The organism is Paracoccus sp. TRP (assembly GCF_000185925.1).
Lineage (GTDB): Bacteria > Pseudomonadota > Alphaproteobacteria > Rhodobacterales > Rhodobacteraceae > Paracoccus > Paracoccus kondratievae.
Window position 1 is genome coordinate 154710 of sequence record NZ_AEPN01000002.1, and the last position, 13985, is coordinate 168694.

The 13985-nt window shown below is 62.2% G+C and carries 12 protein-coding genes; all 12 read right to left on the minus strand.

The genetic code is table 11. From position 1 onward, the window contains the following. Window positions 1-13: 13 nt before the first annotated feature. Window positions 14-1369 (minus strand): phosphate ABC transporter permease PstA, encoded by a 1356-nt coding sequence (gene pstA, locus PARACOCCUSGL_RS0102005; protein ID WP_010392515.1) that lies wholly within the window; start codon window positions 1367-1369, stop codon window positions 14-16. Then, window positions 1366-2556 carry a phosphate ABC transporter permease subunit PstC gene (pstC, locus tag PARACOCCUSGL_RS0102010; RefSeq protein WP_010392517.1) on the minus strand — a complete coding sequence of 397 codons (1191 nt, stop codon included), beginning with the start codon at window positions 2554-2556 and terminating at the stop codon, window positions 1366-1368. Before pstC ends, pstA begins: the two co-directional genes overlap by 4 nt. A gap of 63 nt (window positions 2557-2619) precedes the next feature. Beyond that, window positions 2620-3648 carry a substrate-binding domain-containing protein gene (locus tag PARACOCCUSGL_RS0102015; protein ID WP_010392518.1) on the minus strand — a complete coding sequence of 343 codons (1029 nt, stop codon included), beginning with the start codon at window positions 3646-3648 and terminating at the stop codon, window positions 2620-2622. A gap of 139 nt (window positions 3649-3787) precedes the next feature. Further along, window positions 3788-4888: a chorismate synthase gene (gene aroC, locus PARACOCCUSGL_RS0102020; protein ID WP_010392519.1), complete on the minus strand. Its 1101-nt coding sequence runs from the start codon at window positions 4886-4888 to the stop codon at window positions 3788-3790. 51 nt (window positions 4889-4939) lie between these two features. Next, window positions 4940-8272: a carbamoyl-phosphate synthase large subunit gene (gene carB / locus PARACOCCUSGL_RS0102025; protein WP_010392520.1), complete on the minus strand. Its 3333-nt coding sequence runs from the start codon at window positions 8270-8272 to the stop codon at window positions 4940-4942. Between the two features lie 154 nt (window positions 8273-8426). Then, entirely contained in the window at window positions 8427-8996 is a 570-nt protein-coding gene (locus PARACOCCUSGL_RS0102030; protein WP_010392521.1) for a hypothetical protein, read from the minus strand. A gap of 60 nt (window positions 8997-9056) precedes the next feature. Further along, window positions 9057-9776, minus strand: coding sequence for a sulfate/molybdate ABC transporter ATP-binding protein (locus tag PARACOCCUSGL_RS20180; RefSeq protein WP_010392522.1), 720 nt, complete (start codon window positions 9774-9776; stop codon window positions 9057-9059). 8 nt (window positions 9777-9784) lie between these two features. Then, window positions 9785-10681, minus strand: a complete 897-nt coding sequence (cysW, locus tag PARACOCCUSGL_RS0102040) for a sulfate ABC transporter permease subunit CysW (RefSeq protein ID WP_010392523.1) — start codon at window positions 10679-10681, stop codon at window positions 9785-9787. Further along, window positions 10674-11513, minus strand: a complete 840-nt coding sequence (gene cysT / locus PARACOCCUSGL_RS0102045; RefSeq protein WP_010392524.1) for a sulfate ABC transporter permease subunit CysT — start codon at window positions 11511-11513, stop codon at window positions 10674-10676. Before cysT ends, cysW begins: the two co-directional genes overlap by 8 nt. Window positions 11514-11516: 3 nt before the next feature. Continuing rightward, the gene (locus PARACOCCUSGL_RS0102050) at window positions 11517-12503 is read right to left on the minus strand and encodes a sulfate ABC transporter substrate-binding protein (protein ID WP_029371318.1); all 987 of its coding nucleotides are present in this window, start codon (window positions 12501-12503) and stop codon (window positions 11517-11519) included. 459 nt (window positions 12504-12962) lie between these two features. Further along, entirely contained in the window at window positions 12963-13325 is a 363-nt protein-coding gene (locus PARACOCCUSGL_RS0102055; protein ID WP_010392526.1) for a cell division protein ZapA, read from the minus strand. A 3-nt stretch (window positions 13326-13328) separates the two neighbouring features. Then, window positions 13329-13883 (minus strand): hypothetical protein, encoded by a 555-nt coding sequence (locus PARACOCCUSGL_RS0102060; RefSeq protein ID WP_010392527.1) that lies wholly within the window; start codon window positions 13881-13883, stop codon window positions 13329-13331. Window positions 13884-13985 lie beyond the last annotated feature (102 nt).

Here is a 13985-nt window from a genome sequence, read left to right on the forward strand (position 1 = left end):
CTCCTTCCCGAGTTTACCACCGGCGCTCGAATCTGCGGCGCAGGAGAATGGCCAGCACGTTCATGCAAAGCAGGAACACCAGCAGCACGATGATTGCCCCCGAGGCCCGCTCGATAAAGGCGGGGTCGGCGCGCTGGGTCCAGTTATAGACCTGCACCGGCAGGGCCGAGGCGGGTTCGAACAGCCCTTCGGGCGGGGCCGAGGGGAAGTTCTTGACGAAAGCCACCATGCCAATCAGCAGCAGCGGCGCGGTCTCGCCCAAAGCCTGCGCCATGCCGATGATGGTGCCGGTCAGGATACCCGGCATGGCAAGCGGCAGGACATGGTGAAAAACGGACTGCATCCGCGAAGCCCCGACCCCCAGCGCCGCATCGCGGATCGAAGGCGGCACTGCCTTAAGGGCGGCGCGGGTAGCGATAATTATGGTCGGCAAGGTCATCAGAGTCAGCACCAGGCCGCCGACGATGGGTGCCGATTGCGGCAGGCCCCCAAAATTGATGAAGGCGGCAAGGCCAAGGATACCAAAGACGATCGACGGCACCGCTGCAAGGTTCGAGATATTCACCTCGATAATGTCGGTCCAGCGGTTCTTGGGCGCGAATTCCTCAAGATAGATCGAGGCAGCGACGCCAATCGGCACCGCAAGCACCAGCACCACCAGCATCATGTAAAGCGACCCGAGAATGGCGATACCGACACCCGCAGCCTCGGGCCGTTGGTCCGAGGCGTCCGGGCTGGTCAGGAACGACCAGTTCCATTTGGTCGCCAGCATCCCCTGTGCCTTCAGCGCATCGGCAAGTTGCAGCTGCGCGGGCGAGGTATTGGCGTCGCGCAGCGCGCTGTCCATCGTGACACGGCCCTTGTAATAGCCGTCGATCCGCCCGTTCACCAGCACGCGGGCAGTGATGGTCTGGCCGATCAGATCGGGGTTCGCCAGCACCTGATCGCGCAGCCGCGCCGGAGCCTCTTTCGAGATCAGGCCCGACAGATCCTTGGCCGACAGATCGGCAATTGCGATGCCCTTATCGGCAACCACCTTTTCCAGCGATTGCTGCAAAAGCTTGCCATAGGTCAGGGTCAGGACCTTGCGCAGATCCGCAGGGTCACGGTTGCCGTTCTTGGCAAGCTGGGCGTCCTCCAGCGTGACCGGGATCTCCAGATAGGTCTGGCGAAATGCCCCGATACCGCCGGTCAGGATGGTGAACAGCAGCACCACCAGCATGACCATCGAGATCACAATGGCGCCCAGACCATAGGCGCGGAAGCGGGCCTCGGCTGCGTGGCGCCGGCGCGTGTGCGGATCAGCAACCAAAAGCGAGGACTTGGGCTGGGTCGCGCGGGGCGTCCCTTCAATGGTAGCGTCGCTCATTCGTATTGCTCCCGGTATTTGCGCACGACGTAAAGGGCGACAATGTTCAGAACCAGCGTGGTGACAAACAGCGTCAGACCCAGTGCAAAGGCGACAAGCGTTTCGGGCGCAGCAAAGTCGTTGTCGCCGGTCAGCTGGCTGACAATCTTGACCGTGATGGTGGTCATGGCCTCGAACGGGTTCAGGTCCATGCGCGCCGCAGCCCCTGCCCCAAGAACGACGATCATCGTCTCGCCAATAGCGCGCGAGGCGGCCAGCAGGACCGCGCCCACGATACCGGGCAGCGCAGCAGGCAGAACCACCTTGCGCACCGTTTCGGACTGGGTCGAGCCCAGACCAAGCGCGCCGTCACGCAGGCTTTGCGGTACGGCATTGATGATGTCATCGGAAAGCGAGCTGACAAAGGGGATCAGCATGATCCCCATGACAAGGCCCGCCGTCATCACCGATGAGGCGGAACTGCCCAACCCCATCGGCTGGGCGAACCAGTCACGCAGCGCCGGGCCAACCGTGATCAGGGCAAAGAGACCGTAAACAATGGTCGGAATACCGGCGAGCACCTCGATTGCCGGCTTGGCGACGCTGCGCAGCCGTACAGAGGCGTATTCCGACATATAGATCGCCGCAAAAAGCCCAATCGGGACCGAGACGGCCAGTGCGATCAGCGAAATGTAGATCGTCCCCCACAACAGCGGCAGGATGCCCAGCTGTGAGCCTCCGCCGAATTTGGGCGACCAGGTGGTGCCAAAGAAAAAGTCCTGCCAGGAATATTTCTGGAAGAAATGCCCTGTCTCGAACAGCATCGAAAATACGATGCCTGCGGTGGTCAGAATGGCGATGATCGAGCACAGGATCAGCAGCCCTTTGACCATGCTTTCGACTGCGTTACGGGCGCGAAAACCGGGTGCGGTACGGATAAGCGCAAAGGCCAGCCCGGCCGCTGCAAGCAGCAGCGCCAGCGGTGTCAGTGGCGTCACCTCTGCCGAGGGCTGCACAAACCGCCAGATGGCGATCAGAAACAGCGCCGGCAGCGCCGTCAACAGCGCCGCATGCCAGCCGTGATAACTGGGTCGGGAATGAAGGCGCCGCACATCGCCACCAGCCTGCGCGATGGCACGGGCACGGGTAACGACATAGCCGACGGCCGCCAGGGCAAGGACAATCAGCAAAGTCCATGAGACAGGCATCTATAGCCCTCAAGACAGGAAAGCGGAAAGGCGCGGGCCGTCTGCCCGCGCCCGGAGGTCGCGTTACTGCGCGATGGTCACTTCATCAGCCACCGCCTTTTGGGTGGCGGCAAGTTCGGGATCAGCGACCAGCCCATAGCTGGCAAGCGGCCCCCCGGCACCGGCGAGATCGTCCGAGACGAAGAATTCCGCGAACTCCTTCAGCCCCGGGACCGTGCCGATGTGCTGTTTCTTGAGATAGAAATACAGCGGACGCGACACCGGATATTCACCCGAGGCGATGCTTTCGGTCGAGGGCTGGATGCCGCCGATGGTCGCGACTTTCAGCTTGTCGGTGTTGTTTTCATAAAACGACAGGCCAAAGACGCCGATGCCATTCTTGGCCGACTGGATACGGGCCAGCGTCTCGGTATAGTCGCCGTCGATATCGACCGATTTGCCATCGGTGCGCAGGCTCAGACAGGCTTGTTCGCCGGCCTCTTCGCCAAGCTCGGTGTTAAAGACCTCGGCCGCACCCGATTCCTTGCAGCCCGCGGCGATGACCTTTTCCTCGAACACTTCGCGGGTGCCGTGCTTGGTGCCCGGGATAAAGGCAAGGATTTCCTGATCGGGCAGATCGGCGCGGATCTCGCTCCATTTGGTGTAGGGGTTGGCGACGACCTTGCCGTCCTTGACCACCTGAGCCGACAGCGCGTTGAACCAATCCGCAGAGGTAAAGGCGAAGTCGTTACCCGAGATGTCGCTGGCAAAGACGATCCCGTCGTAACCGATGCGCACTTCCATGATCTCGGTCACGCCGGCGGCCTTGCAGGCCTCTTTTTCGCTGTCCTTGATCGGACGCGATGCATTGGCGATGTCGATCGTGTTCTCGCCCACGCCCTCGCAGAATTTCTTGAGCCCCGCCGAAGAACCACCCGATTCGACCACCGGGGTCGGAAAGTCGGTGTTCTCGCCAAAGGCTTCGGCAACGATGGTCGCATAGGGCAGCACCGTGGACGAGCCCGAGATCTGGATCTGGTCGCGGGCGGCCGCAGCCGTGGCCGAGGCGGCGATCACGGCCAGCGCCGACACAGTGAGTTTCGCGGATTTCATCGGATCACTCCTGACATTTCATCTGGCCGGATTCGGCCTGCGCGTTCTCTAGAACGGCGGTGCGACGGTTATGCGAAAGAAATGTAACAGTTCAGCGACAATCGCGGCGAAGATGATTTTCGCACCCGGGCAGATCCGCTTAGCCAATACGGCCGCGCTGTCCCCCCGTCTGTGCCCGGTCGAGCAGCAGGTGATCCAGAATAACGCAGGCAGCCATAGCTTCTGCAATCGGCACAGCACGGATGCCGACGCAGGGATCATGACGGCCTTTGGTAATCAGCTCGATTTCTTCGCCGCGCTGATTGATGGTGCGACGCGGGGTCAGGATCGAACTGGTCGGTTTGACCGCGAATCGCACGACAATGTCCTGCCCGGTCGAGATTCCGCCCAGAATCCCCCCGGCATGATTCGACAAAAAGCGCAGACCATCGTTACCCATACGGATTTCATCGGCATTAGCAGTGCCGGTCAGCGCGGCGGCCGCCATGCCCTCGCCGATCTCGACCCCTTTGACCGCGTTGATCGACATCATCGCAGCGGCAAGGTCAGTGTCCAGCTTGGCATAGACGGGGGCGCCAAGACCGGGCGGACAGCCCTGAATCAGCACCTCGACCGCCGCGCCCACGCTGTTCTGCGCCTTGCGAATCGCGTTCAGATAATCCTCCCACGCCGGAACGGCGCTGGCATCGGGCAAAAAGAACGGGTTCCGGCCGATCTCGTCCGCGTCGAACTGTGACCGGTCAAGGTGCAGATCACCCATCTGCACCATATAGCCGATGATGCGCAGGTCCGGGACCAGATCGCGCAATACCGCCTGTGCCACGCCCCCCGCCGCGACCCGCGCCGCGGTCTCTCGCGCGCTAGAGCGCCCGCCACCACGATAATCACGGATGCCGTATTTCAGGTGATAAGCAATATCAGCATGGCCGGGACGGAAGGCCTGGGCGATGTCACCGTAATCCTTGCTGCGCTGATCGGTATTCTCGATTATCAGCTGGATCGGCGTGCCGGTGGTCTTACCCTCGAACACGCCCGACAGGATGCGCACCTGATCCGGCTCTTGCCGCTGGGTAGTGAACTTCGAGCTGCCGGGCCGGCGGCGGTCAAGGAACTGCTGAACCCAGCCTTCGTCCAGAGCCACGCCAGGGGGGCAGCCGTCCACGGTCGCGCCAAGCGCGGGACCGTGGCTTTCGCCCCAGGTGGTAAAGGTGAACACGCGGCCGAAGGTGTTAAAGCTCATGGTTCCCGTATCCCCATTCTACCAGCGTTGACCGCCCCCGGCGGCAATAGCCTAGGCCTGAAGGCTTCTGACCCCGACCTCTCCCTCGCCGCGCGACTTGATCGCGGCGACCGCGGCAATGCTGCCCGCCGCTGTGGTGAAATAGGGAATCCGGTCGTTCAGCGCCACGGCCCGGATTTCGCGCGAATCGGCGATGGCCTGCGCGCCCTCGGTCGTGTTCAGAACCATCGCGATTTCACCGTTTTTCAGCCGGTCAACGATGTTCGGACGGCCCTCATAGACCTTGTTCACCAGTTCGGTCTCAACACCCGAACCGCGCAGGAATTCAGCCGTGCCGCGGGTCGCGACCAGCTTGAAGCCCATGGCAGTCAACTCGCCCGCCGCGCGGGCCAGCTCAGCCGTCTTGTCGGCGTCACGGACCGAAATAAAGACCAGCCCGCCGTTCGGCAGATGCGTCCCTGCCCCCATCTGCGCCTTAAGGAAGGCGCGGGGGAAGCTGCGATCCCACCCCATCACTTCGCCGGTCGAACGCATCTCGGGGCCAAGCAAGGTATCGACCCCGGGGAAACGGGCAAAGGGCAGCACCGCCTCTTTGACCGAGAACCAGGGGGTGTTCGGATCGGCAAGCGTCAGCGGATCGGCAAAGGGCAGATCATCTTCGGGGCCGACCCCTTCGGGATAGGGCGCGCGGACGGGGAAGTTCGACATAGGCTCACCTGCCATCAGCCGCGCAGCGATCGAGGCAATGGCACTGTCGGTGGCCTTGGCGACAAAGGGCACGGTACGCGAGGCGCGCGGGTTGACCTCCAGCACATAGATCTCGCCGTCCTTCAGCGCGAATTGCACATTCATCAGGCCGACGACGTTCAGCGCCCTGGCCATCGCCTCGGTCTGGACCTTCAGCCTGGCGATCGTCTCGCTATCCAGCGTATGGGGAGGCAGCGAACAGGCCGAGTCGCCCGAGTGAACGCCCGCCTCTTCGATATGCTCCATGATACCGGCGACATGGACGGTTTTCCCGTCCGACAGCGCGTCAACGTCAACCTCGATTGCACCGGAAAGATAGCTGTCAAGCAGCACGGGGCTGTCGCCCGAAACCTGCACCGCCTCACGGATGTAGCGGTTGAGCTGATCCATGTCGCGCACGATTTCCATCGCCCGGCCGCCCAGCACGTAAGAGGGACGGATGACCAGCGGGAAACCGATGCGCTGCGCGATCTCGATGGCCTCGGCGTCCGAATGGGCGATGCCGTTCACCGGCTGCTTCAGGTCCAGATCGTTCAGCAGCCTCTGGAACCGCTCGCGGTCCTCGGCAAGGTCGATGGCATCGGGCGAGGTGCCAAGGATCGGAATCCCCTCTGCCTCAAGCGCATTGGCAAGTTTCAGCGGGGTCTGGCCACCGAACTGGACGATCACGCCGTGCAAAGTGCCGTTTTCCTGCTCGACCCGCAGGATCTCGAGCACATGTTCCATCGTCAGCGGTTCAAAATACAGCCGGTCCGAGGTGTCGTAGTCGGTCGAGACGGTCTCGGGGTTGCAGTTGATCATAATCGTTTCGTAACCGGCCTTGGTCAGCGCGAAACAGGCATGGCAGCAGCAGTAATCGAACTCGATCCCCTGACCGATCCGGTTCGGACCGCCCCCAAGGATCACCACCTTCCTGCGGTCCGAGGGACGGGCTTCGTTTTCGACCTCGCCCATCGCCGGGGCCTCATAGGTCGAATACATATAGGGGGTCTGGGCCTCAAACTCGGCCGCGCAGGTGTCGATGCGCTTAAAGACCGGGTGCAGGTCATGGGTACGGCGGGCCTGACGGATCTCGGCCTCGGACTTACTGGTAAGCCTGGCCAGACGCGCGTCGGTAAAGCCCATCATCTTGAGCTTGCGCAGCCCCTCGGCATCCGCAGGCAGACCCGAGGCGCGAACTCCGGCCTCGGCCTCGACGATCTCGCGGATGCGGGCCAGGAACCAGGGATCAAAGGCGGTAGCGTGCTGGATCTCGTCGTCGCCGAGCCCGTGGCGCATGGCCTGAGCAATCAGGCGCAGACGGTCGGGGGTCTGCTGGCTGATCGCCTTGATGATCGCCGCCTTGTCGGGCGCGCCGGGGATTTCGATATCGTCAAGGCCGGTCAGCCCGTTTTCCATCGAGGCCAGCGCCTTTTGCAGCGATTCATGGAAGCTGCGGCCGATGGCCATGACCTCGCCCACCGACTTCATCGCAGTGGTCAGCTCGGGCTTTGAGCCGGGGAATTTCTCGAAGGCAAAGCGCGGGATCTTGGTCACGACATAGTCGATCGAGGGCTCAAAGCTGGCCGGGGTGACCTTGGTGATGTCGTTGTCCAGTTCGTCCAGCGTATAGCCGACCGCCAGCTTGGCCGCGATCTTGGCGATGGGAAAGCCCGTCGCTTTCGAGGCCAGCGCCGAGGACCGCGACACCCGCGGGTTCATCTCGATCACCACCATACGGCCATCCTTGGGGTTGATCGCCCATTGGACGTTGGAACCGCCGGTTTCGACCCCGATTTCGCGCAACACGGCGATCGAGCCGTTGCGCATACGCTGATATTCGCGGTCGGTCAGGGTCAGCGCAGGTGCGACGGTGATCGAATCGCCAGTATGAACGCCCATCGGGTCGACGTTCTCGATCGAGCAGACGATGATGGCGTTGTCGGCGCGGTCACGCACCACCTCCATCTCGTATTCCTTCCAGCCAAGCAGGCTTTCGTCGACCAGCACCTGCGCAACCGGGGATGCCTCAAGGCCTGAGCGGACGATACGTTCGTAATCGTCACGGTTATAGGCGACGCCGCCCCCGGTACCACCAAGGGTAAAGGCGGGACGGATGATCGCGGGCAGGCCGATATCCTCAAGCGCCTCCATCGCAATGGCGATGCCGGCGGCGATATCATAGGTGCCATTGGGGTGTTTGGGCGCCGAAACGATGGTGGCGCGGGGGTTTTCCAGCCCGATCCGCTCCATCGCTTCGCGGAACAGCTTGCGGTCTTCGGCCATTTCGATGGCGGCACGCTGCGCCCCGATCAGCTCGACGCCGTAACGGTTCAGCACCCCAGCATCGGCCAGCGCCAGTGCGGTGTTCAGCCCGGTCTGCCCGCCCATGGTCGGCAAAAGCGCGTCCGGCCGTTCCTTGGCGATGATCTTTTCAACCACCTCGGGGGTGATCGGCTCGATATAGGTTGCATCCGCCATTTCTGGATCGGTCATGATCGTGGCGGGGTTCGAGTTCACCAGGATGACCCGGTAACCCTCTTCGCGCAGCGCCTTGCAGGCCTGAGCGCCGGAATAGTCGAACTCGCATGCCTGACCGATGACGATGGGACCGGCACCGATGATCAGGATGGATTTGATATCGGTTCTTTTCGGCATGGCGGTCCCTCGGGCTGGCGGCTGATAAATCGTCCGGGGTTATAGCCAAGGCCGTCAAAGTCGCAAGGGTCCGCGCCGTGCCAGAGCCAAAAAACCGCGCCCCGCCCTTTCGCTTTTGCCAGGCAACTGGCTGGCGGCTGAACCGCCACCCCGCTTAGTTCAGGCTATCATAGCGGCGAATGATCCATGACAGATCATAAACAAGCCAGACGATACCCAGAATCAGCAGGCTGCGGGGACGTCCGGTCCGCATCGCCAAAAGGGCAATCGAGACCCCGATCAGCAGGCGCAACGGATATTCCGAACCCAGAGCCTGCCAATGCGCCCGCCCCTTCATCGCCGTATCAATCAGATCAAATAGGAACGAGACCGCGAAGATCCCAAAGAACCAGTGCCGCCGGGTGATAAAGAAGCGCTCGCTTTCCGCATGTTCGGAATGGGCGTCGGGATACAGCAACGTCGCCATCAGGAAATGCAGCGAGGCATAGGCCAGCACAAAGACATAGATGCCAAAGTGCCAGGTGGCGATGTCGCGCAATGCGAATTCCCACCACCAGAAATGCACCGCCGACAGCAGCAGCACCATTGACCAGACAATATGGACGAACATCCCCTCGGTCCGGGCAGGAAACTGCAACCGGCGCGACAGACCCGACAGAACACGGGTAATGGCAAGGCCCAGGATCAGGCTGACCAGTACCTTGAGATGGGCATAGGCATCCATGGCTCCCCCCTTATTTTGCCCGCAAGGCTAGCGCGCCATGCGGGCAAGGGGAAAGCGGGATCAGGCCTCGATGAATTCGCGCACGAAAGGCGTCGCGGGCCGGGCACGGATGTCTTGCGGACGGCCGACCTGCTCGATCCGGCCCATGGACATCACCACCACCAGATCGGCCAGCTCCATCGCCTCATCCTGGTCATGGGTGACAAAGACCGTGGTCAGGCCGGTCGTGTCATGGATTTCGCGCAGGCCCTGACGCAGTTCCTTGCGGACGCGGGCGTCCAGCGCGCCAAACGGCTCATCAAGCAGCAGCATCCGCGGCTCGATCGCAAGCGCCCGGGCCAGCGCGACCCGCTGGCGCTGGCCACCCGAAAGCTGGCTTGGGTAGCGATCAGCGATCTGGGGCAGCTGGATCAGTTCAAGCAGTTTGGTGACCCGCCGCTCAATTTCAGCATGCGGCGGGCGTGAACGGCGCGGACGTGCACGCAGACCATAGGCGATATTTTCAAATACCGTCATATGGCGGAACAGCGCATAGCTTTGGAACACAAAGCCGGCACGACGCTCTTGCACGGTCAGGCCGGTTGCGTCCTGTCCGTCAAACAGCACCCGGCCCGAGGTCGGGAATTCAAGCCCGCCGAGAATGCGCAAAAGCGTGGTCTTGCCCGACCCCGAAGGGCCCAGAAGCGCCACCAGCGCCCCAGAAGGAATGGCGAGGCTGACCGGCTGCAGTGCGGTCGTAGAGCCGAAGGTCTTGGCGATCTCGTCAATCTCGATATGCATGGGTCACCTCAATGGCGGCGGGTTGCGGCAAGCTGATCGGCATGGCGCCATTCCAGCAAGGTCTTAAGCGCAAGGGTCAGCAGGCCAAGCAGAGCCAGGACCGTCGCCAGGCTGAAGGCCGCCACCGAGAAATACTCGTTATACATCATCTCGATGGTGATCGGCATGGTGGCGGTCTGGCCGCGGATCTTGCCCGAGACCACGGCGACAGCACCAAATTCGCCCATGGCGCGGGCGTTACACAAAAGCACGCCGTATAGCAGCGCCCATTTGATATTCGGCAGGGTCACGGTCAGAAACACCCGCCAGCCCGAAGCACCGAGCGTCAGCGCCGCCTCTTCCTCAGCGCGGCCCTGTTCGATCATCACCGGGATCAGTTCGCGCGCGACAAAGGGAAAAGTGACGAAGATCGAGGCGAGCACGATCCCCGGCAGGGCAAAGATGATCGGAAAGTTCTGTGCGACCAACCAGCCACCAATCAGGCTGTTGGTGCCAAAGAGCAGCACCAGCGCCAGGCCAGCCACCACCGGCGAGATCGAAAACGGCAAGTCGATCAGCGTGATCAGAAAGGCTTTGCCGCGAAAATCGAACTTGGTGATCGTCCATGCTGCGGCAATGCCAAAGATCGCGTTCAGCGGCACGGTAATCGCCGCGACGATCAGGGTCAGGCGGATCGCCGACAGCGCCTCGGGCTTGGCCAGCGATCGCAGGGCCTCGCCCGCACCCTTGGCCAATGCCTCGGCAAAGACCACGATCAGCGGGGCGACTACCAGAATGGCCAACCCGCCCAGTGCCACGGCGATCAGCACCGCGCGCACCAGCGGGCTTTCCTGCGTCACCGGACGCCAGGCCGAGGTCCGGGCAGCGGGAACGGGGATATGATCCTCGGGCGAGCCGTCAAACATGACCGATCCTCCGTCGGCTCCAGATCTGGATGAGGTTGATCACCAGGAGCATCGAGAATGAGATGACAAGCATGGCGATACCGATGGCGGCGGCACCGCCATAATCGAACTCTTCCAGCTTGATGACGATCAGCAGGGGTGCAATTTCGGTCTTCATCGGCAGGTTGCCGGCAATGAAGATGACCGAGCCATATTCGCCGACCGCACGCGCAAGCGACAGCGCAAAACCGGTCAGCGCCGCGGGCAACATTATTGGCAGGATCACCCGGCGCATCGTGTAAAAGCGCCCTGCCCCAAGCGTGGCCGAGGCCTCTTCGACCTCTTGCTCGATCTCGGCGATCACCGGCTGAACCGTGCGGGTGACAAAGGGCAGACCGACAAAGATCAACGCGATCAGGATGCCCCACTGCGTATAGGCGATCTTGCCATCAAGGCTTTTGGCAATGCTGCCAAAAGTGCCGTTCGGCGCGTACAGCGCAGTCAGCGCGATGCCCGCCACCGCTGTCGGCAGGGCAAAGGGCAGATCCACGAACGCGTCGATCAGCCTGCGGCCGGGAAAGTCATAGCGTGCAAGCACCCATGCCAGCAGAGAGCCAAAGACGAGGTTGAACAGCGCCGCCAGAAACGCCAGCCGGAACGACAGATAAAGCGCCGCCCAGACCCGTGGCGTATTGATCGTCGCCCAGACGGCCTCGGGGCCGTAGCTGACACCACGCGCCAGCAGCGCGACGACCGGCAGGATAACGACCAGCGACAACATCGCCAGCGTAATACCCATGCCGAGCCCGAAGCCCGGCATGGGAGATTTCTGCAAACGTAGCGCAAGCGCCATGGGTTACTTCCCCGAATAGATCTGGTCGAAGGTGCCGCCGTCGCCAAAGTGCTCGGGCTGGGCCTGTTTCCAGCCGCCGAAGTCGGCGATGGTCACAAGGTCGAGCTTGGGGAAACGGGCCACGTCCGCCGGATCCGCTGCGCTCTCATCCCAGGCACGGTAGTAGTGCTTGAAGGCCAGCGCCTGCCCCTCGGGCGAGTAGAGGAAGTTCAGATAGGCGTCCGCCAGCTGCTTTTGCTCGTCGTCGACGATGTTCTTGTCCACGATCGCGACCGGCGGTTCGGCCAGGATCGAGACCGAGGGCACGACGATGTCGAAACGGTCTTCACCCAGTTCGTTCAGCGCCAGATAAGCCTCGTTTTCCCAGGCAAGCAGCACGTCGCCAATCTCGCGCTGGGTAAAGGTCGTGGTCGAACCACGCGCGCCACTGTCCAGAACCGGAACGTGCTTGAACAGCTCGGTCACGAATTCCTTGGGGTCCTGACCGTTCTTTTGCGCCCAGGCCCAAGCGGCAAGGTAGTTCCAGCGCGCACCACCCGAAGTCTTGGGGTTCGGCGTGATGACCTCGACCCCTTCCTTGACCAGATCACCCCAGTCCTGGATCCCCTTGGGGTTCCCCTCACGGACAAGGAAAACGATGGTCGAGGTATAGGGCGAGCTGTTGTGCGGCAGGCGCGACTGCCAGTCCTCGGGCAAAAGGCCCTTGGCCGCGATCTGGTCGATGTCCGAGGCCAGCGCCAGCGTCACGACCTGCGCCTTGAGCCCGTCGATCACCGAACGTGCCTGCGCACCCGAACCGCCGTGTGATGTCTCGATGCTGGGGGCCGGGTGGCCATCGGCCTCCCATTTCGCGGCAAAGGCGGCATTTACTGCGCGGTAAAGTTCACGCGTCGGGTCATAGCTGACGTTCAGCAACGAGTTATCGGCAGAGGCCTGACCGGCCAGACCGATACCCACGATGGTCGCCGCGATCGCCACGACACGCCGCATCGAAAAGCCCAGGCAGCGATCCAGGAAACCGGGGTTCAGCGGGTAGCCGGTCATGCGCTTGGTGCCATCCTCGACCGTCAGGCGGCCGTCGAGATGGCGCCGGATCACACGGCCATGGGCCAGTTGGCTGTCGGTCACGCGAATGCTGCGGATCATGATGCCTTGTCCTCTTAATCTGCCTATGAGGCTCTCCTCATGACCTTAATTACGACAGACTTTATCGTTTATTTCAACAGAAAAGACGTTCCCTCTTGTCGTTTTTATTATTTAATATTTTCAGTATGTTAATTTGATTTTTCGGAAAATGCTCAGACATATCCCGCTGCATCGCCCACCGAATCTGAGCAGCTTTCATCAGGGTTTACGTATCAGACAGGCGCCGTGCGACGGGGTAGAATCGCCCAAATGGGAAGGCCGCCCCGGTGGGAGCGGCCTTGCATTCCTTGCGGGGCGGAAAGGTCAATCCGCCAGTTGATCCTCGGCCTTTTGGGCCAGTGCCTCGGCGCGCGCGGCCAGTTCGGCCATCGCTTCGACAAGCGATTCGGGCACCACCGGCACTTCGACCCGCTGCGGATTGGTCTTGTGCCGCGCCAGCTCACGCTCCAGCGAGGCGACACGATCCTCAAGCGCCGAGGTCCGGTCTGCGAGCATCAGCCCGGCAAGCAAAAGCAGCCGCGGCTCGGGCATGCGGCCTGCCTGCGCCAGAATCGCCTGCGCCTCGTTATCCAGCAGTGAGGCAGCGCGTTTCAGCAGCCGCTCCTCCCCCTCCTGACAGGCCAGAGTGTAGGATTTGTGTCCGATCGAGAAGTCGACTTCGGCCATGGCTCAGCCCCTTTCCTCGTCCAGATTGGAACCTTCCTGCGGGCCATCCTGCCCCTTGGACGCAGCAGGCAGCGGCGCGGTGCCGATCATGCGATCAAGCGTCCCGATGATATCGTCCATCTGCGCGCGTTCGGCATCACGCGCGGCGCGAAGCGATTCGATTTCGGCCTCAAGCGCGCAACGGATATCATCCTGCGACTCGTCAGAGGAGCGGTCCTCGATCAGGGCGCGGTTGGCAGTCGCCAGCACCTCATTTGCACGGGCAAGCCGCGCGATCTCTTGCCCGGCATGAACAAGGCGCTGGTGCGCTTCGGCCAGTCGTGCCTCGCAGGTCGCCAGGGTTTCGGCCTGACGTTCGTGCTGGACCGCAAGTTCCTGTGAAAGACGCTGATTTTCGGCGCTGATTTCCTGCAGCCGCGCCTCGGCCTCGCCCTCTGGCGCGGCGTAGGGTGCATCCGAGGAAGTGGCGCCGGTTTGCGCCACACGGTCGATAAATTGGTCAATGCGGTCCAAGGCCGCGATCAACCGCCGTTCGCTGCCGTTCAGGTCATCTCTCATCGGCCAGGATCCTTTTCGGGTCGCTCGTCCTTTGCGGGTCGCCCGTCACTTTTCGCATTGCGTCGGCCATATGACAAGAACAGGCGGAAATTGCCGTCGGAT